This is a genomic window from Embleya sp. NPDC127516 (assembly GCF_044765325.1).
Taxonomy (GTDB): domain Bacteria; phylum Actinomycetota; class Actinomycetes; order Streptomycetales; family Streptomycetaceae; genus Embleya.
The window spans coordinates 1-22,783 of record NZ_JBIWJT010000044.1 but is presented as its reverse complement, the minus strand read 5'-3'; the positions used below and the strand labels follow the sequence as shown (position 1 = coordinate 22,783).

The window sequence follows — 22,783 nt, the reverse complement described above, 5'->3', positions numbered from 1 at the left end:
GCGCGGCCTTCCACGTGGGATGAGTTCACCGAATTCGTTTCGTTATGGTGTGCGTTCGCCTACATTGGGTGACGCTTTCGATCCAAAGCCGTGGAGGCGACGATGCCCGGACGTCATCGTGGCGGGGACGATCCGATCGAGGGCGACGGTCAGCAACCCGGGCGGCCGATCCCGCAGCCGGAGCCGAACCCGCCCGCCCCGCCGGAGAAATGAGCACAGCCCCCGGGGTCGATGCCCCCGGCACCACCCCCTCGACCGGCGCCGCGATCGTGCGCGCCGCCGCCGCCCTGGCGGCCGAGTTGGCCGCGGGTGGTTGGCTCACGCCGGACTGGGCCGATGCGTGGGACCGGGTCGACCGCGAGGCGTTCCTGCCCGAGCGGGTGTGGGTTCCGGCACACGACGGGTACCACCGCCTGGATCGCACCACCGACCCCGCACGCTGGCGCACCCTCGTCCACACCGACACCGCGTTGATCACCCAGGTCGAGGACGGCACCCGCGCACCGGAGTTCTCGCTACGCCCGACCAGCAGCGCGAGCATGCCGCGCATGGTCGCCTCCATGCTCGCCCTCCTCGACGCGCACGAGGGACACCGCGTCCTTGAGATCGGTACCGGCGTCGGCATCAGCGCCGCGCTGCTCGCCACCCGACTCGGGGACGACGCGGTCGCGTCGATCGAACTCGACCCCGTCGTCGCCGCCGACGCCCGCGCCGCACTGCACCGCGCGGGACACCACCCCCACCTGACCGTCGGCGACGGTACCCACGGCAGCGCCGAACGCGCCCCGTACGATCGGCTGTTGTCGACCTTCTCCGTTCACACGATCCCGCACGCGTGGATCACCCAGACACGCCCCGGGGGTCGGATCGTCACCCCGTGGGGGAGCGCCCTGTACAACGGCGTGCTGCTCGTTCTGGACGTCGACGCGGACGCCGACTCCGGGCCGCGTGCGTCGGGACGGGTGGTGGGCGACGCTGCGTTCATGTGGGAACGCGGCCAGGGCGTGCGCGGCGCCGTCATGGACACCGTCAGCGAACAGGACCCCGGCGTACCCGGTAGCACCACCCTCGACCCCCGGCTTGTGATCGACGACCGCGACGCCGCCTTCTGCGTCGGCGTGTTCGTCCCCGGAGTGCGCCGCTCGGTCGGCCGCCCCCCGGGCGCGGCGCCGGGCGACGACGAGTTCACCCTGTGGCTGGTCGACGCGGACACCCGCTCCTGGGCCTGCGTCGACCACACCCCGGGCACGGACGTGTCCGTGACGGCGGCACACGGCCCCCGCCCGATCCTCGCCGAGGTCGAGGCCGCGCTCACCTGGTGGATCGACCACGGACGCCCCGAACGCACCCGCTTCGGTCTCACCGCCACCTCCAACGGACAGACCCCGTGGCTGGACGATCCCTCGAACCCCCTCCCCGCCGGCAAGTCCCGCCCGGACACGCGCCCTTGACTCCCCGCCGGCCGGCGGGACTCGAACCGTCGTCCGGAGCGTCGTCGTTCACCCCCTGGACCGCGCGAGCGGACTGCCGGCCGAGCGGGCCATGCCGGAACACGCCGATTCCGGTGTCTCCAAGCCGGTTCGCTCCGCGGCCCAGGGCCTTGGGTGGTGTCGTCGCGTTCTCGCCGCGCCGTCCTGCGCCCGCTCGTGGTGAGGACTCGACCAGGCGAGGGGCCGTGTCTCCCGGACCCTGGCACGGCGGGCGGCGCGGCGCCGCTCCCCGCTCGTGCCGTGCCGTACCGCGCCGCGCCGCCGTGCCGGGCCCCGGGCGGCCTCGTGGCCAAAGGGCAGGCCCGACGCCCGTACCCGGTGGCGTTCGCACGCGGGCGGGGTGGATTTCCCTGGTAAACGGCCGCCGTTGCGGGGACCATGCGGTGCCATGGACATGCGTGAGCTTGCTCGCCGGGGATTCGGGTCCGGCGCCGATCGCTACCACCGGGCGCGGCCCGCGTACCGTCCCGAGGTGATCCCCTATCTCCGCGACGCGGTCGGCCTCGATCCCGGTCGCGACGTGCTCGATCTCGCGGCCGGGACCGGCCGGATGACCGCCGAACTGGCCGCGCTGGGCGTCGGAGTCACCGCGGTCGAACCGTCCGAGGCGATGCGGGCCGCCTTCGCCGCGGCACTGCCCGGGGTCTCGCTGCACAGCGGCACCGCCGAGGAAATTCCCTTCCCCGACGCCTCGTTCGACGCGGTTGTGGTCGCGCAGGCGTTCCACTGGTTCGACGGCCCCGCCGCGTTGCGCGAGATCGCCCGCGTACTGCGCCCGGGCGGCGGCCTTGCTTTGGTGTGGAACGAGCGCGACGAGTCGGACGCGGAGGCGCTCGCGCTGAGCGAGGTCACCGAGTGGAAGGAGTTCCAGCCGTACGAGGTGGGCCGCGACTTCCGCACCGACCTCGACGCCTCGGGCCACTACGTACCGGCGGTGCGCCGCAGCTTCCACTGGACCGAGACGCTCACCCACGCGCAACTCGCCGACCGCATCGCGACACTCAGCTACGTCAACGCGATGCCCGAGGCCGAGCACGAGGCATTCTTCGCGCGACTGCACGAACACCTGGCCACACGCCCCGACCCGATGGACATCCCGTACGTGACCGACACCTTCGTAACGCACAAGCACACCGGCCGACACACCTGACCAGGGGCCGGGCCCGAACCCGATCAACCGGAACACCCCGCACGACCGACGTTCGACGACCGAGAACCGGAGCCACCGCAGCGGAAGTTCGGGTGCGCCGCCGTGCGCACGCGACGATGCCCTTCGACCCGGGTACCCGGCTGGTGACATCGGGCGCAATCCTGCGCGAGGTCGCGGCCTGCCGACGCTGACGGCCTGCGACATCCGTCAGGGAGTCCTCGTCCTCGGGGTTGTCCAGTGGTGGACGTCCTGTACCGTCGCCGCGCCGACGACCGGCCGGGAACCGACTGGGTTTCGTCGACCCGGCGATCGCCGTCGAGGCACCTGTCGGCGGCCGGACGCTGTGCGCGGACCGGCCGATCGAAGGGCGCCGGGCCGGCACCACGAGGCGGGTCGCGGCCGGGAGGCCGAAGTGGGCGGCACCGGAGACGAATTCCGACGCAGGGCTTGAACTTGACGTAAGCGTCAAGTTCTACCGTCGTTGCGACCCAATCCTCGGATCCCAGGAGTTGTGATGACTGGCGACGTTTCCGCTGTGCCCGCCGTCCCCGCCGTCCCCGCCGTCCCCGCCGTCCCCGCCGTCCCCGCCGAGCAGCGCGAGGTGTGGTTGCGAGCCAGGCCGGACGGGGCGCTCAAGGTCGACGACTTCGAGCTGGTCCGGGTTCCGGTCCCCGAGGTGAGGGCCGGGCAGGTGCTCGTGCGCAATCGGCTGATGAGCGTGGTCGCGGTGATGCGGACGTTGGTGGAGGGTGGCGACGATCTGCCCGTCCCGGCGGCCGAGTTGGGCGAGCCGATGTGGGGGCCCGCGCTCGGGGAGGTGGTCGCGGCACCCGGCGGCGAGTTGGTGCCCGGAGATCTCGTGACGCACATGCGGGGCTGGCGCGAGTACGCGGCCGTCGACGTCGGCGAGGCCCGGCCCGTCGACACCGCGGTGCTGCCCGACGCGGCCGCGCATTTGTCGCAGGCGATGACCGGCTGGCTCGGCGTCGTCCGCGGTGCCGAAGTGCGGCACGGGGACACGGTGTTCGTGACCGGCGCGGCGGGTGGGGTCGGGACGATGGCCGGGCAGTTCGCGCGGCTGCGCGGCGCGCGACGGGTGATCGGCAGTACCGGCTCGCGGAGCAAGGCGGACTACCTGATCAAGGAGTTGGGATACGACGCCGTGGTGCTCCGGGGCGGCGCCCCGATCGAGGAGCAGTTGCGCGAAGCGGCTCCCGAGGGGTTGGACGCGGTCTTCGACAACGTGGGCGGCGAGCAACTGACGGCGGCCCTGGCGGTGGCCAATCGCGGTGCCCGCGTCGGCCTGGTCGGTGCGCTCTCCGGTCAACTCGGCGGCGGGTTCTCCGCTCCCGTCGAAGTGGACACCGGCGCGCTCATCCTGCGCGGGATCACCCTGCGCGGCATGGCGGGCATCGATCACCTGGACGCGATCCCCGAGGGCATGCGCGCGTTCGGGCGCGGTCTGCGCGCGGGCACCCTCGCCTTCCCGCACGTCCGGCTCTCCGGCATCGATCAGGCGCCCCGGGCGTTGTGTGAACTGCTGGAGGGACGACACATCGGTGCGGTGCTCGTGGAATTGTGATGCGTGACCGTGCCCGGGCACCCGCCCCGAAAGGATCACGCGTGCGTATCGGTGATGCGGCGGCAGCCGCCGGCCTGACCCCTCGGGCCCTGCGCTACTACGAGCAGGAGGGCCTGCTCAGGGCCGGGCGTTCGGCGTCCGGCCACCGCGAGTACGAAGCGGAGGACGTGCATCGGTTGTCGGCCGTACGCCGACTTCTCGAAGCCGGTCTGACCATCGGCGACCTGAAGGACTTCATCGACGTCCTCGACATGGTCTTCCCGCTCCACGGCGAGCCCCCGGGCCCGGGTCCCCGGGTCCGTGCGGGCGACTGCCCCGTCGCCGAGGTCGCCGTGCGCCGCCTGGCGGAGCTGGACGCCCGCATCGCCCGCCTGACCGAGGCCAGGACCCGTCTGGCCGACGCCCTCGCCCACCGCTTCGGTGACATGTTCCCCGCCGGCAGCCCGAACCGGGCGGCCTGACCGGCCGAGGCACCGGACCGCGGCGGGATCGGGCCTGCCCGGGAAGTACCATCCACGGATGCCGAGCATCGAGACGTTGATTCCGGGCGTGCAGGTGGCGGCTGGCGAGGTGGCTGTCGGGAGTCTTGTCGAATCGGGTGTCTCACCGTTTCGGTTCCGGCCTCCTGGTACGTCACGCTCTGGGGCGGTGAGGCACGTGGAGTCGACGTGAGCCGACGGGTGCACTGATGTCCGGGCGGGGACTCATGGGACATGGCCCGGCATCCGGCTCAGGTTCCGGGGAGGATACGGCGCGTTTCGTAGGCCCACATCGCGATCTCGACCCGGTTGCGGGCGCCGAGTTTGGCCATCAGGCTGGCCAGATGTGTCTTCACCGTGCTGAGGCTGATGTGCAGTGCATCGGCGATCTCGGTGTTGGTCAGCCCGCGAGCGACGGCGAGGAGCACCTGCTCCTCGCGGGCGGTGACGGGGGAGACCGGCTGGGCCGCGGGCCGGCCGGCGGGCAGGTCCGCGAATGCCTGGAGCAGACGGACGGTGACGCTGGGCGCAATGAGCGCCTCACCGCCGGACGCCGACCGTACGGCCTGGGCCAGAAGGTCTGGTCCCGTGTCCTTGAGGAGGAATCCGCGGGCGCCGGCACGCAGCGCGCCGTAGACGTACTCGTCGAGGTCGAAAGTGGTGATGACGACCACGGCCAGCGGGTCGGCGACGCCCGGGCCGGTGACCAACCGGGTGGCCTCAAGCCCGTCGATCACGGGCATGCGGATGTCGAACAGGCAGACGTCGGGGCGCAGTTCGCGGGCCAGACGTACCGCTTCCCGTCCGTCGGCGGCCTCGCCGACCACCTCGATGTCGGGCTGGGCGTTCAGCATGATCCGCAGCCCGGTGCGGATGATGGTCTGGTCGTCAGCGACGAGGACGCGGATGGGCACCGCTCTCGGTCCTCCCTCTCGGCAGCTCGGCTTCGACATGCCAGCCCTGGTCGGGGCCGGGGCCGGCTTGTAGTTTGCCGCCGAGCAGGGCAGCGCGCTCGCGCAGGCCGGCAAGTCCGTATCCGGCACGGCCTCGGCCGGTGCGGTGGCCGTTGTCGCGCACGCTCACCCGTACCGTGTGCCGTTCCGCGGTGACCCGGACGACGACCTCGGTCGCGTTGACCGCATGGCGCATGGCGTTGGTCACCGACTCCTGCACAATGCGGTAGACGGCCGCGTCCACGGCCGGGGGCAACGTGTCCAGTTCGCCGTCGAGCCCCAGGTCGACCCTGAGGCGACCACCCGGGGTGCGCGCCAGGCGCTCCAGATCCGCGACACCGGCAGGCGGCGCCAGCTCGGCGCCGGCCCCGCGGTTGCGCAGCGCGGTGACCATGGCTCGCATTTCCTCCAGCGTGCGCGCCCCTTCCTCCTCGACCCCCTCCAGCGCCTCGACGGCGGCGGACGGGTCGGTGCCCGCGAGCACCCGGCCCGCCTGGGCGCTGATCACCATGGCCGAAACGTGGTGGGCCACCGTGTCGTGCAGTTCCCGGGCGAGCTGTTCACGCTCGCGGGAACGTACCTGCTCCAACTGCCGCTCGCGAGCGGTCACCCGGAACCGCACGGCAGCCCCGATCAAGCCGGGCAGCAACAGGAAGACAAAGCCCCCGACCTGTTCGGCGGCCGGGGTTTCGTACGTGACGGTACACAGCGCGAAGGTCGTGAGGATCACCGCGCTGCCCAGCACGATCTCCCGTCCCGATCCCCACCGGGGCAGCGCATACACCAGCACGAGCACGACCGCGCCGGTGTCCAGGCCGACGGGCTCGCGCGGTGCGGCGAGCAGTGAGGCCAGCTGGAGCAGGATCACCGAGCCGAACGCCAGCGTGACCATCGCCAGTGGGCGGGGCCGGCGCCACAGGGGCAGCAGGCACAGCCACAGGGCGAACACCACCGCCACCGGCCGCCACACGACGTTCTCGCGCAGGGTGGCCTCCAGCATCACACCGCCCAGGCCCGCGGCGAGCAGCGCCCAGTCCCGCCACACCCGGGCGGGCGCGTCGGGCGGTCGGGGTTCGTTCCACAGGGTTCGCAGGTCGTCTCGCAGCACGGTTCTCAGCCTAGGGACTGCGCCGTGTCGCGCATCGGCCGAAAGGACGGGGCGTCGCTCCGCCCTGGGGCCGACCGATCCGCGGCCCGCGAGCCGATGCCGCGGAGCGCCGTGGCGACGAACCTCGGCATCGGCGGCCGTACACGGACGGCCGCCGCGGTGGTTGGAGGAACCGATGCTCTCGAAAGCCCTGTTGCGCCTGGGCGCAAGCGCCGCCCGCCATCCGTGGCGGGTGATCGCGGCGTGGCTGATTGCCGCCACGCTTGCCGTCCTCGCCGCGATCGCCATCGGCGGGCGGACCGCGGATTCGATGACCGCTCCGGGCCTGGACTCCCAACGGGCCGCGCAACTGATCGAGCGGGCCGGCACCGGCCAGGAGGGGATGACCGCCCAAGTGGTCGTCACCCCCCTCGACGGCGGTGCGACGTTCTTCGACCACGGCAGCGCGCGCACCGCTCTCACTCGGCTGCAGACCGAGGTGCGGCGGCTGCCGCACGTGCTCGGCACGAGCGACCCGGCGGGGGCACTCGACGCAGGCGGGGACACCACCGTGCGCGACGGCCTTGTCTCGGCCGACGGGCGGATCGCGGTCGTCCGGGTGCAGTACCCCGACCAGAGCCGGCTGTCGGCCGAAGACCTCGACGCCCTCGTCGATCTCGGCGACCGGCTGCGCGCCGAACTGCCCCTGCGCATCGAGATGGGCGGGAACCTCTTCTACGCCTTCTCCGACCCCAACGGCGGCACAAGCGAGCTGATCGGCATCCTCGCCGCGGCCGCGATCCTGTTCCTGGCGTTCGGTTCGCTCGTCGCCGCCGCGCTGCCGATCGGCATGGCGGTCTTCGGGCTGACCGTCGGGGTTGCCGCGATGACGGTACTGGCGGGGGTGACGGACGTCCCGACCTTCGCCCCTGTCCTGGGCAGCATGGTCGGGCTCGGAGTGGGCATCGACTACGCGCTGTTCGTGCTCGCCAGGCACCGGGAGTACCTCGCGCGCGGGCTCGATCCCCGCGAGGCGGCGGGGCGAGCGGTGGCCACGGCGGGGAGGCCCGTGGTCTTCGCCGGCGGCACCGTCGTCGTATCGATCCTCGGCATGGCGGTCGCGAACGTACCGTTCATGACGGTGGGCGGGCTCGCCGTCTCGATCGTCGTCCTGACCATGGTGCTCGCGTCGGTGACGCTGCTGCCGGCCTTCCTCGGCGCCGCCGGCCCACGCCTGGCCCGGGCCGGCCGGATCGGCCGGGCTCTGCAGACCTGGAAGCCCGGCCGACTCGCACGGCGGCGGGGCCCGGCGACAGGCGCCGCCCACGCCGCCGGGTGGCGTCGCTGGATCGGGCACGTCAGCCGGCACCCGATGCCGTACGCGGTCGGCGCGGCGGGGCTGCTGCTGACCGCGACGCTGCCCGTGCTCGGCCTGCGCGTCGGCCTGCCCGACGACGGCTCACTGCCGCACAGCCGTACCGAGCGCCGGGCCTACGACCTCGTCGCCGAGGGGTTCGGCCCGGGCACCAACGGTCCTCTCGTCATCGCCGCGGACCCCACCGGTGATCCGGGAGTGCTGGACCGACTCGTCGCAACGGTCGCGGCGGATCCGGGCATCGCAGCCGTCGCGCCGACGCACATCGATCGGGCCACCGGCATCGCGACCCTCGTGGTGTTCCCGACCACCAGCCCTCAGGACAAGGCCACGGCCGACACCATCGCCCGGCTGCGCACCGACGTGCTGCCCACGGCGATCGGGCACGGCCCGGCCAGGGCCCACATCGGCGGCGCCACCGCGAGCCTGTCCGATGTGGGCCAACGCACCAGCCAACGCCTGCCGATGTTCGTCGCCGCCGTGCTGGCGATGTCGTTCCTGCTGCTGATGCTGGTCTTCCGCTCGATACTCGTACCGCTCAAGGCGGTACTGCTGAATCTGCTGAGCATCGGCGCGGCCTACGGCATCATGGTCGCGGTCTTCCAGTGGGGCTGGGGAGGCGCACTCATCGGGCTGGAAGCGACGGTTCCGATCGTGTCGTTCATCCCGATGTTCCTCTTCGCCATCCTGTTCGGCCTGTCGATGGACTACGAGGTGTTCCTCCTCTCCCGCGTACGCGAGGAGTACCTGCGCACCGGCGACAACGGCACGGCGATCGTCGAGGGCGTCTCGGGCACCGCCCGGATCATCACCTCGGCCGCCCTCATCATGGTGGCGGTCTTCACGTCCTTCGCCGTCGCCGACGACCCCTCCATCAAAATGTTCGGGCTCGGCCTGGCCACCGCGATCTTCATCGACGCCACGGTCGTACGCATGGTGCTGGTACCGGCGACCATGACACTCCTCGGCCGGGCCAACTGGTGGCTGCCGAAGTGGCTGGACCGGATGCTTCCCCGCGGCCCGGTCGGCACCGACGACACCGACTTGGAATCCACGGGTGAGGCCCCGCGTCCACGGCTGGTCGACCGTTGACTCAACTCCTGCCCGCCCTGGGCATCCGGCACCTCAGCGCGTCACCCAGTACCCGTCGCGGCTGTGGCCGGGGGGTTGGGGCACGTGATCGATGGGGGTTGGGGCAGGCGCGGTCTCCGTGACCGGACGCCTGCGCCTGGCCCGTCGCGTGTCCCGCGTCGTTGGCAACGGGCCCGCGCCGCCTGCCGGTCGGCGGGCGTCACTCCGTGAGTAGGCCCATGCGTGCGGCCAGGACGGCCAGGCGTACACGGTTGTTCGTCCCGGTCTTGCCCATCATGGTGGCCAAGTGGGACTTGACCGTCGTCACGCCCACGTGGAGGCGGTCGGCGATCTCCGGGTTGGAGAGACCGTGGCCCACCAGGGTGAGCACCTCGATCTCGCGCCTGGTCAGCCGCGTCCCCTCGGTCGGCGCCTGCGGGTCCGGCGTGGTCTCGGCCGCGACGGCTCGGGCGACCACGCGGCGCAGCGTCGCCGGGCTGAAGGGCGAATTCCCGGCGGCCGCGCGGCGGATCGCGTCCAGGAGCTCCTCCGGGGCGACGTCCTTGGCCAGGAAGCCGCAGGCGCCGGCGGTCGGCGCGGGGTAGAGGTGATCGTCGTCGTCGAACGTGGTGAGCACCACCACCTTGGTCGTCGGCCGCTCGGCCAGGATCCGGCGGGTGGCCTCGGCGCCGTCCATGCCGGGCATGTGCAGGTCCATCAGGACGACGTCGGGACGCAGGCGCGCGGCGAGCCGGGTGGCCTCCTGGCCGTTTCCGGCCTCCGCGACCACCTCCAGGTCGTCGGCCGGCGCGCACAGCATGCGCAGGCCCGCGCGGACGAGTCGTTGATCGTTGACGATCAGGAGCCGGATCATCGGGCCGCCCCCGCTTCGACCGAGGCGGCCAGGAAGCGGTCGGCGGGACCGGCCGGCAACGTGGCCACGAGCAGCCGGCCCACCTCGGCCGTCGGGTCGGACCCGGGGTCGGGGCCGGCGTGCAACGTACCGCCGAGCAGGGTCATCCGCTCGCGCAGCCCGACGAGACCCAGTCCCTGATCCGGCCGGGACCCGCCGTCCCGGGCCCCGCTCGGTGCCTTCCCACCGTGGTTCGCGATCTCCACCCGGGTGGCGCCCGAGGGGTCGGGCCCGACGACGACCCGGACGGTCGGATCCGACCCGCCGTGCCGGGCGACGTTGGCCAACCCCTCCTGCCACCGAGATCGCCGCCGCGGTATTGTCCCTGGCCGCCGCGGAGTTCTCGTACATGACGGGCGCATCGATCAACTACACCGAGGACCTCGCCCTCGGCGACGTCGAGCGCGACGCCCTGCAGGACAAGGCGCGTTCCGCCGGCCATTCCCACCGTCGCGCCCCATCCGGGAGCCGCGCGACAAGGGGGAGGGAGAGGCCGCGAACGCCTCCGTGCCGTGCCGCTCGCGAACGACGCGCGCCGCTCGGTGGTACCCACCGTCGCCGGCGAGACGACCTGGCATCGGCCTCGCCCGACCGGTCGGGTCTCGCCGGAATCAGGACGCGGTCGCGCGAGATGGGGTATGGCCGGCGGGCAACGGTCACGCCGTGTACGGGATTCGTTCCTGGCGCGTCGCGGAAGATCGGACGGCTGAGGGCCTGCGGGGGCGCCGTGGCGCGCGCGACGGTGACCTTTACGTGACCTTGCCGGATCGTCCCGGAGCGGGATGCCCGTGTTGCCGCCGCTCGTGGTCGCCGCGGACGGCACGTGTGCCCGGCTCGGCGGGGACGGTGACGCGTGCGCCGTCGAGGACCTGTCGAGCCTGCCGCTACCGCATGTTCGAGCCGCTGTGCCCGCACCGATGGTGCGGCGGATCAGCCCAGCGCCGAACCCGGCGTGACCCGGGGCGCGGGTGCGCGGGGGAGTACTCGGCGCGCTGAGATCCGGACGCGCTGTCTTCTTGATCCCGGGCCCGTCATACTGGTAGTCATCGGACCTCTGGAAGGATCATCGGCGTGGCTGTGACGGACGAAGCCATCGACAGGATCAAGGAGATGATCGTCTCCGGGGAACTCAAGCCCGGCGACAAGCTTCCCAAGGAAGCCGACCTGGCCACGAAGCTGGGGCTCTCGCGCAACTCGTTGCGCGAGGCGGTCAAGGCGCTGTCGCTGATCCAGATCCTGGACGTGCGGCAGGGCGACGGTACCTACGTGACCAGCCTGGAACCGGGGCTGCTCATGGGCGCGATCGCGTTCGTCGTGGACTTCCACCACGACAAGAGCGTGCTCGACTTCCTCCAGGTCCGTCGGATCCTGGAGCCGGCCGCCACCGCGCTGGCGGCGGAACGCGTCGACGACGCCGGGATCGCCGAGTTGCGCGCCCTGGCACAGGTGGACGATCCGCACCCGACGCCCGAGCAGCTGATCGACCAGGATCTGCGCTTCCACCAGGCGATCGCCGGCTTCAGCGGCAACGTGGTGCTGTGCTCGCTGCTGGACTCGCTCTCCAGCCCCACCATGCGCGCCCGGGTCTGGCGCGGGCTGACCCAGGGCGATTCGTGGGCGCAGACGGTGCGCGAACACCAGGCGATCGTGGACGCGTTGGAGAGCGGCGACGCGGAGGCGGCACGTGCGTGGTCGACGGCGCACATCGCGGGTGTCGAGCAGTGGCTGCGCAAGATGGCATGACGCGTCGACGGGCCGCGCGGGCGTTCGACGGGCCGGGCGGCCGCGCACACCCGCCGACGCGCCGGACCCGCCGCACACGCACGGGACAACCCGCACACCCCGCGGGCCGCACGGCCCGCCGGACGGACCCGGCGGGCGCGACACCTCCGAGGGATCAGGCGTCGGCGAAGGTCTGTCGCTGCGTGCCCAGCCCGGTGACGGCCAACTCGACGGTGTCGCCGGCGCGCAGGTACGGCTTGGGGTCGGGCTGCCCCAGGGCGACACCCGCGGGAGTCCCGGTGTTGATCACATCGCCCGGGTACAGCGTCATGAACTGCGACAGGTACGCGACCAGGAACGCGACAGGGAAGATCATGTCGGCCGTCGACCCGTTCTGCCGGAGCGTGCCGTTCACGCTCAGGGTCAGCGCGAGGGCCTGGGGGTCGGGCACCTCGTCGGCGGTGACCAGCCATGGGCCCAGCGGATTGAACGTCGCGCAGTTCTTGCCCTTGTCCCACTGGCCGCCGCGCAGGAGTTGGAAGTCGCGCTCGGAGACGTCGTGGCTGATCGCGTAGCCGGCCACATACCCCAACGGATCCTGATCCGCGGTCAGATACGCGGCGGTACGGCCGATCACCACCGCGAGCTCGACCTCCCAGTCGGTGGCCCTCGACGCGCGCGGCACCAGCACCGTGTCGTCGGGACCGACCACCGTGTCGGGAGCCTTCATGAACACGATCGGTTCGGCGGGTGTCTCCGCGCCGGTCTCGCGCGCGTGGTCGTGGTAGTTCAACCCGACGCACACGATCTTGCCGGGGCGGGCGAGCGGCGGCCCGAACCGTACGCCGGCGGGCGCGTCGAGCACCGGCAACGACGCCGGATCCGGCAGTACCGAGAGATCCGCGAGCAACGCCGCGTCGATGTCGCCGACCACGCCCGACAGGTCGCGCAGGACCCCACCCCGGTCCAGCACGGCCGGGCGTTCACAACCGGGCGCGCCCACGCGGACTAGCTTCACAGCGATCTCCTCTGGCATCTCGAACGTGTCGTTCGTCTGGGGCGGCCGACCAGCAGTCGACCGACTAGTCATCCGATGTATATGTCAGATGAGGCGACAAAACAAGTCGATTACGGTCAATGGCCGAACAGAAGTCAAGTATTGATCGGAGGAATGCTGGACGGGCGGACGCCAGTCGCGATATACATCGGATGTCTGGAGCGTCAGAGCCACGCCCGCCCCGGACACCCGCCACCGGGAGCCCACCACCGGGAACCCGTTCCAGGGAACCCATCCCGTTCGCGGCGGCCGGGCCGCACGGCCGAGAACCGAGGAGCCACACGTGACCCCGCAGCACCCGAACGGCGTGAGCCGGCCCACCCGGCCCACGCCACGGACCCCACACGTCGTCACCGAGCTCGCGACGGCCGACATCCGCTTCCCGACCTCCCGGGAACTCGACGGGTCCGACGCGATGAACCCGGACCCCGACTACTCGGCGGCCTACGTCGTGCTCCGCACCGACGCCGGCGACGGCCACGAGGGCCACGGCTTCTCCTTCACGATCGGCCGCGGCAACGACGTACAGGTCGCCGCGATCGACGCGCTGCGCCCCCACGTGGTCGGCCGCCCGCTCGACGACCTGCTCGACGACCTCGGCGCGTTCTCCCGGTCCCTGGTCGGCGACAGCCAGTTCCGCTGGCTGGGCCCGGAGAAGGGCATCATGCACATGGCCATCTCCGCCGTCGTCAACGCCGCGTGGGACCTCAAGGCCAAGCGTGCCGGCAAACCCCTGTGGCAGCTGCTCGCCGACCTGACGCCGGAACAGATCGTCGACCTCGTCGACTTCCGCTACCTCGGCGACGCGCTCACCCGCGAGGACGCGCTGGAGATCCTGCGCCGCGCCGAACCCACCCGCGCCGAACGCGCCCGGGCGCTGCGCCGCGACGGGTATCCCGCGTACACGACCTCGCCCGGATGGCTGGGCTACGACGACGACAAACTCGCCCGGTTGTGCCGCGAGGCCGTCGCCGAAGGCTTCACCCAGATCAAGCTCAAGGTCGGCGCCGACCCGGCCGACGACATCCGCCGCTGCCGGATCGCCCGGGAGAGCGTCGGCCCGGACATCCGCATCGCGGTGGACGCCAACCAGCGCTGGGAGGTCGACGAGGCGATCGATCGGATGCGCTCGCTCGCCGAGTTCGACCCACACTGGATCGAGGAACCGACCAGCCCGGACGAGGTGTTGGGGCACGCGGCGATCCGCAAGGCGATCGCCCCGGTCAAGGTCGCCACCGGCGAGCACGTGCAGAACCGGATCGTCTTCAAGCAACTGCTCCAGGCGCAGGCGATCGACTTCGTGCAGATCGACGCCTGCCGGGTCGGCGGCGTCAACGAGAACATCGCGATCCTGCTGCTCGCCGCCAAATTCGACGTCCCGGTGTGCCCGCACGCCGGCGGCGTGGGCCTGTGCGAACTCGTCCAGCACCTGTCGATGTTCGACTACGTCGCGGTCAGCGGTCGGATCGACGACCGGGTCATCGAGTACGTCGACCACCTGCACGAGCATTTCGTCGACCCGGTCGTGATCGTCGACGGGAACTACCGGGCGCCTACCGGGCCCGGCTTCTCCGCGACCATGAAACCCGCCTCGATCGCCCGATTCCGCCACCCCGACGGCGAGTTCTGGGTCGCCGACCGCGCCGCACAGGCGCTTCCCGTGGAGGTGTCCGCGTGAGCAACCCGCCCGCACCGGTTTCCACCCCGTCCGGGGACTTCGCCGGCCGCACCGCCCTGGTCACCGGCGGCGCGTCCGGGATCGGCCTGGCCACCGCCCGGATGCTGACCGCCCGCGGCGCGCGCGTGGCGATACTCGACCGCGACCCCGCCGCCCTCGCCGGTGACCGGGAACTGCCCGCGTTCACCGCCGACGTCACCGACGACGCCTCGGTCACCGCGGCCGTCCGGGCCGCCGCCGAACTCCTCGGCGGCCTGGACATCGTGGTCAACAACGCCGGCATCGGCGCGGCCGGCACCGTCGCCGACAACGACGACGCCGAGTGGCACCGGGTGCTGGACGTCAACGTCGTCGGCCTGGTCCGGGTCACCCGCGCCGCGCTGCCGTACCTGCGCGTTTCCGCACACGCGGCCGTCGTCAACACCTGCTCGATCGCCGCGACCGCGGGTCTGCCGCAACGCGCGCTGTACTCCGCCTCCAAGGGTGCGGTGCTGGCGCTCACCCTCGCGATGGCGGCCGACCACGTGCGGGAAGGCATCCGGGTGAACTGCGTCAATCCCGGTACCGCCGACACGCCCTGGGTCGGCCGACTGCTGGACGCGGCCGACGACCCCGCACGCGAGCGGGCGGCCCTGGCCGCGCGCCAGCCGATGGGTCGGCTCGTCGGCGCCGACGAGGTCGCGTTCGCGATCTGCTCGCTGGCGAGTCCCCTGGCCGCCTCCACCACCGGCACCTCGCTCGCCGTCGACGGCGGCATGCAGGGCCTGCGGCTGCGGCCGGAGTAACGCCCCATCGCGAAGACGCCGGGATCGTGGAGTCCGGGCAGGCGAAGCGTCCACTTCGCCTGCCCGGCCGCACGCCCGTCCACCGGACAAGGAGCATCGTTCGTGGAAAGCAATCGCATCGGCGACACGCGCGTCGTCGCGACCTCGATCGGCCTGGGCGCGGCGGCGTTCGGCAACCTGTACACGGCCGGCACCGACGCCCAGGCGCGCGCGAGCGTCGAGGCCGCGTGGGCGGCCGGGATCCGCTGCTTCGACACCGCCCCGCACTACGGCGTGGGCCTGTCCGAGACGCGGCTCGGCGCCGCCCTGCGCGGATACCCGCGCGACGCGTACACGCTCTCCACCAAGGTCGGCCGCCTCCTGGTCGACGACCCGGCCGCGCCCACCGCCGCGGAGGGGTTCGTCGACACGCCGCACCGGCGCCGCGTACGCGACTACTCCGCCGACGGCGTGCGGCGCAGCCTCGAATCCAGCCTGGAACGCCTGGGGTTGGACCGGATCGACATCGCCCTCGTGCACGACCCCGACGACCACTGGGAGCAGGCCGCGCACGAGGCCGTGCCCGCCCTGGTGGCACTGCGCGAGCAGGGCGTCGTGGGCGCGATCGGGGTCGGGATGAACCAGTCCGCGATGCTCGATCGATTCGTCGCCGAAACCGACGTGGACTGCGTACTGCTCGCCGGCCGGTACACCCTGCTCGACCGCAGCGGCGGCCCGTTGCTCGACCACTGTGCGAAGCGCGGCGTCTCGGTACTGGCGGGCGGGGTGTTCAACAGCGGTCTGCTCGCCGACCCGCGTCCCGGCGCCCACTTCGACTACGCACCGGCCGACGCCGACGTGCTCGCCCGCGCGCTGCGGCTGAAGGCGATCTGCGCGGGCTACGACGTGCCACTGCGCGCCGCGGCGATCGGCTTCGCCGCGGCACACCCCGCGGTCGCCACCGTCCTGGTCGGTGCCCGCAGCCCGGAGGAGGCGGCCGACACGGTCGCGATGGGAGAGTGGGACGTCCCGGCGGCCCTGTGGGCCGAACTCGCCGCCGCGACCTGAGACCGACTCGCCCCGCACCGGGGCAGGGCGAGCCGACGGGCCCGTTTCCCCACCGGGGAAACGGGCCCCGCCGCACGGTGCCACGTGCTCAGGTATGCCGCGTCGAACGCCCAGGGCGCGTCGCTCGTGCGCGACCGCGCCCCCGGTGGCGACTCCGGCTCCGGAATCACCACCGGGGGCGCGGTCGTGAGGTCACAGGCTCCAGATCAGCGGCAGGCTCGCGTCGGCCCCTTCGGCCGAGTAGTCGTGCGCGACCTCGGTCAACTCGCCCATCCGGGCCTGCCATTCGATGTTGACCGGCAAGTCGGCAAGGGACGCGAGCAGTGCGGCGTAGTCGTCGCACTCGATCAGGTGGAACAGGTCCCGGCCGCTGCGCCAGATGTTCCACTCGTGGGCGCCGCCCGCCTTGATCGCCGCGATCAAGGGCTCCGGTACCTCGCGGTGGGCTTGCTCGTACTCGCTCTCGCGGCCCGCTGCGAGTCGGGTGTGCAGGGCTACGCGCATGGCTTCGAACTCCTTGGTGTCGGTGGTGATTCGACGGCGCGTCGCTGGGTCCGACGTGGTCGGATCACAGGTATCCCGTGAGGGCGGCGCGGCGTCAAGTCTTGACACCGTACCGATCATGACGTTTCAGTGGTCCTATCAATTCGAGGGAATGTTCACAGAAATTCCGGCAATTCGGGCTTAATGTCTTGAGTGACCCGATGAATGACGGTCGGGTGTGGGAGATTTACGAGATCGGGAGGGGCGTTTTCGTGAAAGATCCGCGTGCAGGAGCTCCCGGTGTCGCGCGCCCCGAGCGCGGCGTCGTGCCGCGCGTTCGTGTGGAGGCGGTGTGAAGGTTCCCGTCCGAGTCGACGCGCACCACCACCTGTGGGATACCGACGAACGCGAGTACGGCTGGATGGACGGCCCCTGGGCCGATCCGCTGCGCGGTCGATTCGGGTCGGCCGAACTCGCGGCAGCCGTACCGAACCCGGGTGAGATCGCGACCATCGCGGTCCAGGCGGTCACGGACACCGCGGAGAGCGCCGAACTCCTGGCCGTGGCGGCCGATCCGACCACGCCGGTCGTCGCGGTGGTCGGCTGGGTGGACCTGACCGCACCCGACGTCGCCGATCGGGTGGCCGAGCTGCGTGCCGGACCGGGTGGCGAGCGCCTGGTCGGGATCCGGCACCTGGTACAGGACGAGCCGGACCCCCGATGGCTGCTGCGACCGGATGTGGGCCGCGCACTGGCCGCGTTGACGCGCGCCGGCATCGTGTACGACCTGCTCGTCAAGCCGGCCCAGTTGGCCGCCGCGTGCCGAGTCGTCCGCGAGCATCCGGAACAGTCCTTCGTGCTGGACCACATCGGCAAGCCCGATATCGGCGCGGGCGCCGCTGCCTGGGAGCCCTGGGCCGCCGCGCTGCACGAGATCGCCGCGTTGCCCAACGTCGCGGTCAAGCTGTCCGGCATCGTGACCGAGGCCGACTGGCGGGCGTGGACGGTCGAACAGGTGCTTCCCTACGCACGCCACGCGTTGGAGATGTTCGGCCCCGAACGCACCATGTTCGGCTCGGACTGGCCGGTGTGCACACTCGCGGCGTCGTACGACGACGTCCTCTCGCTCGCGGAGCGCACCTGCGTCGGCCTGTCGGCCGCCGAGCGGGATCGCGTCTTCGGCGCCACCGCCCGGGCCGTGTACGGCTTCCGAGGGTTCGACCGAGGCGGTGGGGGAGGGCGGTGAAGCGCGCGCCGTATCGGACCTCGTCCCCGGTCGCCGAGTGCGGAGGATACGGTGGGCGGCCAAGCGCGCGACGATGGGAGCGGACATGGCGAATCGACCCGGACTTCCGGAAGACCTCGACGCTCCCGAGCAGTTGTGGACGCGCGCCGCCGCCTCGGTGTTGCTCGCACTCACCAAGAGCCCCCGATTTCCCTCCAACTATGCGCACGAGGAGGGCGAACTCGGGTTCTGGCACTCCAACGGCGCGTGGACACTGGTGCTGCGACCGGATGGGCGGGCCCTGCTGTACGGCCAGGACGTCGACTGCAGCGATACGACCTATGCGGGGGACGAGCCCGTGGATCTGTTGGCGGGCGCGCCTTCCTGGCTGCCGGTCGAGATGTTGCGGCCATTGATCGACGGCTACGAACTGGGCTACCTCTACTGGTGGGAACCCGGCTCGCTCGCGTGGGGACGCGCGTCCTATCCGGACTTCGTCCAGGACGACGGACTGGCGGCCTCCTTCGACGCCACGCCCGGCGTGCTCGACGCCGAGGAGTTGCCCGGGGTCTTCGACGAGTGCGGTTACCGGGACCGGGAGGTCAACGCGCGCTTCCTCGGCCGCGTACTCGCGCGCGACCTGGACGGCGCGGTGCTCGCGGAGCTGATGAACTCCGATCCGGGAGCGGGCACCGACGACCACGACGCGCTGCACGCGGGAGCGTTGGCCTGGGCCGGGAAACTCGGTGTCGGCGGGGACGGCTCGACGACCACCGGAGACGGGATCGGCTGACCCCACCGGTTCGCGCCGAAGCGGCCGTTCGGCGAAGCGGATGCGGCCGGTCGGCGGGGCACGGTCGAGGGGAACGCCGGTCGGACCGATCCGGTTGCAATGGCTTGTCCCACGTCGGCTTCGACCGGGTGGGGCGAATGCGGGAGGTGATCCAGGAAAGGTTCCGGGCTCCCTACGAGGAGCCCAGGCCTGGCTCCAGGCCAAGGGCAGCAAGTACGGCTGGTGCCGGATGTACGACAACGAGGCGTGGCACTTCGAGTACAACGCCTCCTGCACCTCCGGCTGCCCGAAGCGCCTCCCAGCGCGCTGGACTCGTAACGGCGCGAGCTCCTTGTCGTCGGCGACGGGCCGGGCCGGGGGCGGGGTACCGAGATCGGGCCCGCCGCCCGCGCCGGTCCGGCGATCGGGGTTCTCACGCGATGGTCAGGACGTGGTCGCTGATCAGGTGTGTCGCTCCGACGACGCCCGCGGCGCCGCCCAGTTCGGACAGCACGATGGGCAGGTTCTCCGTCGCCAGGGGCAACGACTGGCGATACACGACGCTGCGGATCTCGGCGAGCAGCGGGTGGCCGAGTCCGGCCACACCGCCCCCGATGATCACCATCGCGGGGTTGAAGAAGCTCACGAGCGCGGCGATCACCCGGCCGAGTCGGGCGGCGCCCTCACGCACGATGGTCACCGCGCCGGGGTCGCCGGCGGTGACCGCGTCGCCGACGTCGCGGGCGGAGAGGGGCCCGTTCTCGGCGGACCTGCGGGCGAGGAAGGGAGAGGCGCCCGACGCGGCCGCCGCTTCGGCCTCACGGGCCAGGGCCCAGCCGGAGAAGTAGGACTCCAGGCAGCCGGTGTTGCCGCACACGCACATCGGTCCGGACTCGTCGAGTCGGATGTGGCCGATGTCGCCGGCGCTGCCGGAGACGCCTCGGTAGATCCGGCCGCCGACGACGATGCCGCACCCGATACCCGTACCGATCTTGACCAGCAGGAGATCGTCGATCGACCGGGCGACGCCGGCGTGGCGTTCCCCCAGGGCCATGATGTTCACGTCGTTGTCCACCAGGACGGGACAGTCCAGTCGTCGGCCGACCACATCCCGGATCGGGAAACGGTCCCAGCCGGGCATGATCGGTGGGATCACCGGCATGCCCTCACGAAAGCTCACCGGTCCCGGGACGCCGATGCCCACTCCGTGGACTCGTGGGAACGGGTCGTCCTCGCGCAGTTTGTCGACGAGCGCGAATACCCGGTCGAGCACCGCCGCGGGGCCGCCGCGCACGTCGCACGGCTCGGTCAGATGGCCGAGCACTTCCAATTCGCCGTTGGTGACGGCGACATCGATCGACGTCGCGCCGATGTCGACGCCGACGAACCGCGTGGCGGATGCGATACGTACGATGCCCGAGCGTCGCCCGCCACGCGAGGCCGCGAGTCCGGCCGGCTCCACCAGGCCCAATTCGACGAGCCGATCGATCTCGACGGCCAGTTTGGAGCGTGAGATCTGCACGGCGTCGCCGAGTTCGCTCCGCGACCGCGGCCCGTGGTCGCGCAACAACTCCAGCAGGTGCGCCTGGTGACGGTTCTCCGGTCCGAACTGCGTTTCCATGGCCTCGTCCCCCTCGTGATCCGGTGGGATCACATCGTCCACGTCCCGCGACGATCCCGCCGAGGCAGCCGAGCCTTTCCCCGGGTCGTCACGGGTGACGGGCACGTGGTGACCGGCACTGGACTTTTGTCCTGGTTTTCCGTCGTTCGCGTGGCGCATCATCAACTTTTTCCATTTCGATAACAAAGTTGTGCCGACGGTACCGCGAAGGCCGCGACCCCGTCGGAACGGGGCCGCGACTTCGGGGCGAGCCGGCGCGCGTCATCGCGAACCGTTACTGCTTTGAGGGTATTACGCCCTGTTCAGGCGGCGATCACCCTTCGATGTCGGCGATCACCCGATTCGCATCGCGGGTGATCACCGTGCGCACATCCACGTTCGGGACCACCTTCGGGTCGGCGACGAGGGTCTTGAGTTTGCCGAGTTCGGCCATCGCCCGGTCGTCCCGGCCCTGCGCCTCGGCCACCCGGGCCTTCTCGATCTGTCGGGTGAGCTTGGTCCTGGCCGTCGCGGACAACCATCCCGTGCCGCGGAAACGGTCGACGAGGTTCTGCATGTCGCGCATCGACGTGGTCACCGTGAAGCGGACCGCGGTCGTCGTCGTGTTGCCCGCGTTGTCCGCCGCCGAGACGTCGACCGTGTGCTGCCCCAGGCTCAGGGCGAACAACGGTTGAACGGTGCCGGAGGTGAAGGGCTTCGCGTCGAGCGTGCCCGCGAGCGTCTTGACACCCGAGGTCGGATCGATCGCCTCCCAACTCACCCGCACGTCCTGCGCGTCGCCATAGACCGCGCCGTCGGCGACCCCCGCGACCAACAGCACGGGCTTGGTCCCGTCGATCTTGATCGTCGCGGCCTTCTCCGGCTCGACGAGTCCGGCCCGGTCGACACCGCGGTAGCGCAGCACGTGCTCCCCGTCGCCGGACACCGACACCGGGCTGTCCGAGTAGGGCGTCCAGGCGCCGCCGTCCAGCGCGAATTCGATTCCCGCGATCTTCGAGGACGCGTCGACGGCGCTCAGCGTGACGGGTATCGCTCCCCGGTGCCAGCCGCTGTCTCCCGGCGCCGCGAATCCCGCCGTGGTCAACGGAGCCGTGGCGTCGACCTTGACCACCAGTTCCCGGCCCTCCTCGGTGTTGCCCGCCTTGTCCTTCGAGCGGTACCGAAGCTTGTGTTCGCCGTCGCCGCTGACGCTCACCGGGGTTCCGTCGTACGCGGCCCACCCGGCGCCGTCCAGGTCGTACTCGGTGGATGCGACCCCGGACCCACCCGCCTCGTCGACGCCGGCGAGCGTCACGTTGACGGGAGCCGCCGTGTACCAACCGTCCTTGCCGGTGGGCTGCGCCGGATCGGGCGTCGCGTTGGTCACCGGTGCCTGGGCGTCCGTGGCGACCCTGGTGAACCTCCAGTTCTGGTTGGCCGCGCCGTTGCAGGTCCACTGCACGACCTTGGCGCCGTCCTGCGTGTCGACGCCGGCGACGTCCGCACACAGCTTGCTCGTGACGTTGGCCAGCGCGAATGTGCCGGCACTGGCGCTCACCGTGGGCTTCCAGTGTTGGTTGCCGCCGTTGTTGCACGTGTACTGCACGAGTTGCACGTCGAGTTGGGTGGACCAGCCGGGGACCTCCAGGCACTTGCCGTCGATCGCCGACTTGATCGTGTACGAGCCGTCACCGACCGGGTCGACCTGCCACTTCTGTTCCTTGCCGGCGCCCGATGCCTGTTGCACGATCGGCGCGGACTCGGCCGACGAGGCCCCCTGCACGGCCATGTTCTTGCCGCTGTGCTCGGCCGTCAGGGTGTACAGGCCCGCCTGGATTTCGCCGGTGACCACCTCGGGATCGAACAGGACCGCGTCCAGGTCGTAGGCGTGGTTCGTCGGCGTCTTGAACACCACGTAGAGCTTGTGCGTTCCGGCGAGCGCGGTGAGTGGCACGCCGGGGGTGATCCGGTAGTCGTTCCAGCCGCCGGTGGCCGGTACGGGTGTGCTGCCCAGAAGCGTTCCGGTGGGAGAGTCCGCGCGCAACTCGATGGACCCGCCGCCCGTGGGCGAGGACAGCCGGTAGCGAAGCGACTTGGTGCCGGCCAGGTTCGCCGGGTCGAACATGATCCAGTCGTTGTCGCTGATGTCGCCGAGGCGTTTGCCGTTCTCCGCGCCCGGCTCGTTGATCAGCCGGGTCCCGGACTGTGCGGTGAAGTACTCGGCCTGCTTGTGCCGGGGGTGGAGCATGGCGCGGGTGTGCGAGGTCAGCGGGGGTGCGCCGGAGGCGCCCTTGTCGGTGTACTTGGCACTGAC

Annotated in this window: 19 protein-coding genes; 11 read left to right on the top strand and 8 right to left on the bottom strand. The window is 71.5% G+C overall.

The window, feature by feature from the left end:
- The first annotated feature begins 209 nt into the window (after window positions 1-209).
- From ACIRL2_RS46260 to ACIRL2_RS46245, 4 genes are all read left to right on the top strand, one after another.
- Entirely contained in the window at window positions 210-1,451 is a 1,242-nt protein-coding gene (locus tag ACIRL2_RS46260; protein WP_402240987.1) for a methyltransferase domain-containing protein, read from the top strand.
- A 511-nt stretch (window positions 1,452-1,962) separates the two neighbouring features.
- On the top strand, window positions 1,963-2,640 hold the full coding sequence (locus ACIRL2_RS46255; RefSeq protein WP_395872461.1) for a class I SAM-dependent methyltransferase: 678 nt from the start codon (window positions 1,963-1,965) through the stop codon (window positions 2,638-2,640).
- A 514-nt stretch (window positions 2,641-3,154) separates the two neighbouring features.
- Entirely contained in the window at window positions 3,155-4,222 is a 1,068-nt protein-coding gene (locus ACIRL2_RS46250) for an MDR family NADP-dependent oxidoreductase (protein WP_402240985.1), read from the top strand.
- A gap of 41 nt (window positions 4,223-4,263) precedes the next feature.
- Entirely contained in the window at window positions 4,264-4,683 is a 420-nt protein-coding gene (locus ACIRL2_RS46245) for a MerR family transcriptional regulator (RefSeq protein ID WP_395872458.1), read from the top strand.
- 269 nt (window positions 4,684-4,952) lie between these two features.
- Here the strand turns inward: ACIRL2_RS46245 and ACIRL2_RS46240 are convergent, their stop codons facing one another.
- Both ACIRL2_RS46240 and ACIRL2_RS46235 read right to left on the bottom strand, forming a co-directional pair.
- On the bottom strand, window positions 4,953-5,615 hold the full coding sequence (locus ACIRL2_RS46240; RefSeq protein WP_402240983.1) for a response regulator: 663 nt from the start codon (window positions 5,613-5,615) through the stop codon (window positions 4,953-4,955).
- The gene (locus ACIRL2_RS46235) at window positions 5,590-6,762 is read right to left on the bottom strand and encodes a sensor histidine kinase (protein WP_402240981.1); all 1,173 of its coding nucleotides are present in this window, start codon (window positions 6,760-6,762) and stop codon (window positions 5,590-5,592) included. The genes ACIRL2_RS46240 and ACIRL2_RS46235 overlap by 26 nt, the downstream gene beginning before the upstream one ends.
- 175 nt (window positions 6,763-6,937) lie before the next feature.
- Here ACIRL2_RS46235 and ACIRL2_RS46230 point away from each other — a divergent pair, with 175 nt between their 5' ends.
- Window positions 6,938-9,208 (top strand): MMPL family transporter, encoded by a 2,271-nt coding sequence (locus ACIRL2_RS46230; RefSeq protein ID WP_402240979.1) that lies wholly within the window; start codon window positions 6,938-6,940, stop codon window positions 9,206-9,208.
- Between the two features lie 199 nt (window positions 9,209-9,407).
- On the opposite strand, the gene ACIRL2_RS46225 is transcribed toward ACIRL2_RS46230, so the two are convergent.
- Together ACIRL2_RS46225 and ACIRL2_RS46220 are read right to left on the bottom strand one after the other, a co-directional pair.
- Entirely contained in the window at window positions 9,408-10,061 is a 654-nt protein-coding gene (locus tag ACIRL2_RS46225) for a response regulator (protein WP_402240977.1), read from the bottom strand.
- The gene (locus ACIRL2_RS46220; RefSeq protein ID WP_402240974.1) at window positions 10,058-10,387 is read right to left on the bottom strand and encodes a hypothetical protein; all 330 of its coding nucleotides are present in this window, start codon (window positions 10,385-10,387) and stop codon (window positions 10,058-10,060) included. The genes ACIRL2_RS46225 and ACIRL2_RS46220 overlap by 4 nt, the downstream gene beginning before the upstream one ends.
- A gap of 784 nt (window positions 10,388-11,171) precedes the next feature.
- On the opposite strand from ACIRL2_RS46220, the gene ACIRL2_RS46215 reads away from it, so the two are divergent.
- Window positions 11,172-11,843 carry a FadR/GntR family transcriptional regulator gene (locus ACIRL2_RS46215; RefSeq protein ID WP_395872446.1) on the top strand — a complete coding sequence of 224 codons (672 nt, stop codon included), beginning with the start codon at window positions 11,172-11,174 and terminating at the stop codon, window positions 11,841-11,843.
- A 154-nt stretch (window positions 11,844-11,997) separates the two neighbouring features.
- Here ACIRL2_RS46215 and ACIRL2_RS46210 read toward each other — a convergent pair whose 3' ends face one another.
- Window positions 11,998-12,840: a fumarylacetoacetate hydrolase family protein gene (locus tag ACIRL2_RS46210; protein WP_395872444.1), complete on the bottom strand. Its 843-nt coding sequence runs from the start codon at window positions 12,838-12,840 to the stop codon at window positions 11,998-12,000.
- Between the two features lie 322 nt (window positions 12,841-13,162).
- Here ACIRL2_RS46210 and ACIRL2_RS46205 point away from each other — a divergent pair, with 322 nt between their 5' ends.
- From ACIRL2_RS46205 to ACIRL2_RS46195, 3 genes are all read left to right on the top strand, one after another.
- Entirely contained in the window at window positions 13,163-14,557 is a 1,395-nt protein-coding gene (locus ACIRL2_RS46205; RefSeq protein WP_395872442.1) for an L-fuconate dehydratase, read from the top strand.
- Complete coding sequence (locus ACIRL2_RS46200; RefSeq protein ID WP_395872440.1) at window positions 14,554-15,342, top strand: SDR family NAD(P)-dependent oxidoreductase; 789 nt, start codon at window positions 14,554-14,556, stop codon at window positions 15,340-15,342. Before ACIRL2_RS46205 ends, ACIRL2_RS46200 begins: the two co-directional genes overlap by 4 nt.
- A 102-nt stretch (window positions 15,343-15,444) precedes the next feature.
- Window positions 15,445-16,389 (top strand): aldo/keto reductase, encoded by a 945-nt coding sequence (locus ACIRL2_RS46195; protein ID WP_402240971.1) that lies wholly within the window; start codon window positions 15,445-15,447, stop codon window positions 16,387-16,389.
- A 192-nt stretch (window positions 16,390-16,581) separates the two neighbouring features.
- Here the strand turns inward: ACIRL2_RS46195 and ACIRL2_RS46190 are convergent, their stop codons facing one another.
- Window positions 16,582-16,893: an L-rhamnose mutarotase gene (locus tag ACIRL2_RS46190; protein WP_395872436.1), complete on the bottom strand. Its 312-nt coding sequence runs from the start codon at window positions 16,891-16,893 to the stop codon at window positions 16,582-16,584.
- 331 nt (window positions 16,894-17,224) lie between these two features.
- On the opposite strand from ACIRL2_RS46190, the gene ACIRL2_RS46185 reads away from it, so the two are divergent.
- Both ACIRL2_RS46185 and ACIRL2_RS46180 read left to right on the top strand, forming a co-directional pair.
- Window positions 17,225-18,118, top strand: a complete 894-nt coding sequence (locus tag ACIRL2_RS46185; RefSeq protein ID WP_402240968.1) for an amidohydrolase family protein — start codon at window positions 17,225-17,227, stop codon at window positions 18,116-18,118.
- Window positions 18,119-18,203: 85 nt separating this feature from the next.
- Complete coding sequence (locus ACIRL2_RS46180; protein ID WP_395872433.1) at window positions 18,204-18,890, top strand: hypothetical protein; 687 nt, start codon at window positions 18,204-18,206, stop codon at window positions 18,888-18,890.
- Between the two features lie 412 nt (window positions 18,891-19,302).
- On the opposite strand, the gene ACIRL2_RS46175 is transcribed toward ACIRL2_RS46180, so the two are convergent.
- Both ACIRL2_RS46175 and ACIRL2_RS46170 read right to left on the bottom strand, forming a co-directional pair.
- Window positions 19,303-20,490, bottom strand: a complete 1,188-nt coding sequence (locus tag ACIRL2_RS46175; protein WP_395872431.1) for an ROK family protein — start codon at window positions 20,488-20,490, stop codon at window positions 19,303-19,305.
- Window positions 20,491-20,803: 313 nt separating this feature from the next.
- Window positions 20,804-22,783: OmpL47-type beta-barrel domain-containing protein (locus ACIRL2_RS46170; RefSeq protein ID WP_402240966.1), on the bottom strand; the 1,980-nt coding region annotated here is incomplete at its 5' end.

Excerpts from the sequence above, each read along its gene's own strand:
- ACIRL2_RS46260 (WP_402240987.1), top strand. The coding sequence starts at position 210 with ATGAGCACAGCCCCCGGGGTCGATGCCCCCGGCACCACCCCCTCGACC.
- ACIRL2_RS46180 (WP_395872433.1), top strand. The coding sequence starts at position 18,204 with ATGGCGAATCGACCCGGACTTCCGGAAGACCTCGACGCTCCCGAGCAG.
- ACIRL2_RS46250 (WP_402240985.1), top strand. The coding sequence starts at position 3,155 with ATGACTGGCGACGTTTCCGCTGTGCCCGCCGTCCCCGCCGTCCCCGCC.
- ACIRL2_RS46225 (WP_402240977.1), bottom strand. The coding sequence starts at position 10,061 with ATGATCCGGCTCCTGATCGTCAACGATCAACGACTCGTCCGCGCGGGC.
- ACIRL2_RS46230 (WP_402240979.1), top strand. The coding sequence starts at position 6,938 with ATGCTCTCGAAAGCCCTGTTGCGCCTGGGCGCAAGCGCCGCCCGCCAT.
- ACIRL2_RS46190 (WP_395872436.1), bottom strand. The coding sequence starts at position 16,893 with ATGCGCGTAGCCCTGCACACCCGACTCGCAGCGGGCCGCGAGAGCGAG.
- ACIRL2_RS46175 (WP_395872431.1), bottom strand. The coding sequence starts at position 20,490 with ATGGAAACGCAGTTCGGACCGGAGAACCGTCACCAGGCGCACCTGCTG.